The 960-nt window shown below is 46.9% G+C and carries 2 protein-coding genes; both read right to left on the bottom strand.

From position 1 onward, the window contains the following. On the bottom strand, positions 1 to 79 hold a 79-nt coding region (locus FTE26_RS20055), incomplete at its 3' end, for a conjugal transfer protein TraD (protein ID WP_152031210.1). Next, positions 76 to 855: a hypothetical protein gene (locus FTE26_RS08465; RefSeq protein ID WP_000199914.1), complete on the bottom strand. Its 780-nt coding sequence runs from the start codon at positions 853 to 855 to the stop codon at positions 76 to 78. The genes FTE26_RS20055 and FTE26_RS08465, both read right to left, overlap by 4 nt. Positions 856 to 960 lie beyond the last annotated feature (105 nt).

Genomic DNA, 960 nt, shown 5'->3' with positions numbered 1-960 from the left:
TGGCGATCTGGCTGAACATGCGGATACGCATGGACGCAATCTGACCGCCCTGGGTCATATCCTTTGCGTTAAAACTCATGATGAAACTCCGGGAAAATCTGGAACAGGGCAGAAAAGGATGATGTGGGAAACAGACCAGGTGTACCCTGTATGCCGGTGGTGATACCCGCCTGCAGCCCTGCCGGAAGAGACCTTCTCTGTAACAATGTCAGTCAGGCGCAATACTTCAGACCAGTCACTCCCGTGCGGAAACTGGATCTGAATAAAAAGGCGTACCCGTTCACGGTGATCCAGAACTGTGTCCGGTTCATAAAAACGGCCACTGTCAGGAGAAACACGGGACGTTTTATTGATGAGATCATACTTATCGGCAGGAGACTGCGATGACAGAGACCAGGTAATATTTTCGCCCTGATGACCATCAATACGACTGCTCCCCGGCGTCCATGCAATTTCCTGCGCACTCGCCACGATGATCTCCCTGGAGACTTCTGCCAGCTTTCTGGGTGTACAGAGTACCGGTGCCAGCACACACAGGGACAACAAATTACAGCTGACCGCCTCCGGTTTAAGCAAATTGCTCCCGGATTTTTCAGGAAAAGATATTTTTCCCAGTATTTCAGTTAATTTCTTATGCCTGAGAGAATTAATAAAGTACATGATAAGCATCATGAGAAACAATATAACAATAAGCCCTCCGATAACCACTAAAAGGTCAGTATCAATATTATTGCTGTACAGATAGTCTTTAGTGGTCACTGTATTATCCTGTATCACCGGGGGGTATTCAGTTACAGGCTTCTCAGTAAATTGATTATTCTCACCAACATATTCAGCGATATTGTCTGATGTCATAATGACTTTCTCCGGAAGATCCCGGCTTCGCCGGCAACACTTCACGGTCGCACAAAGAATTTGCACAACCGCTCAGTGTTTTCATATTTATTTCGGAAACGCCGG

Source organism: Escherichia sp. S10b, assembly GCF_028421345.1.
GTDB lineage: Bacteria > Pseudomonadota > Gammaproteobacteria > Enterobacterales > Enterobacteriaceae > ECMA0423.
Note: the sequence above shows the minus strand (reverse complement) of the source record. Positions and strands in the feature narration are given on the sequence as shown.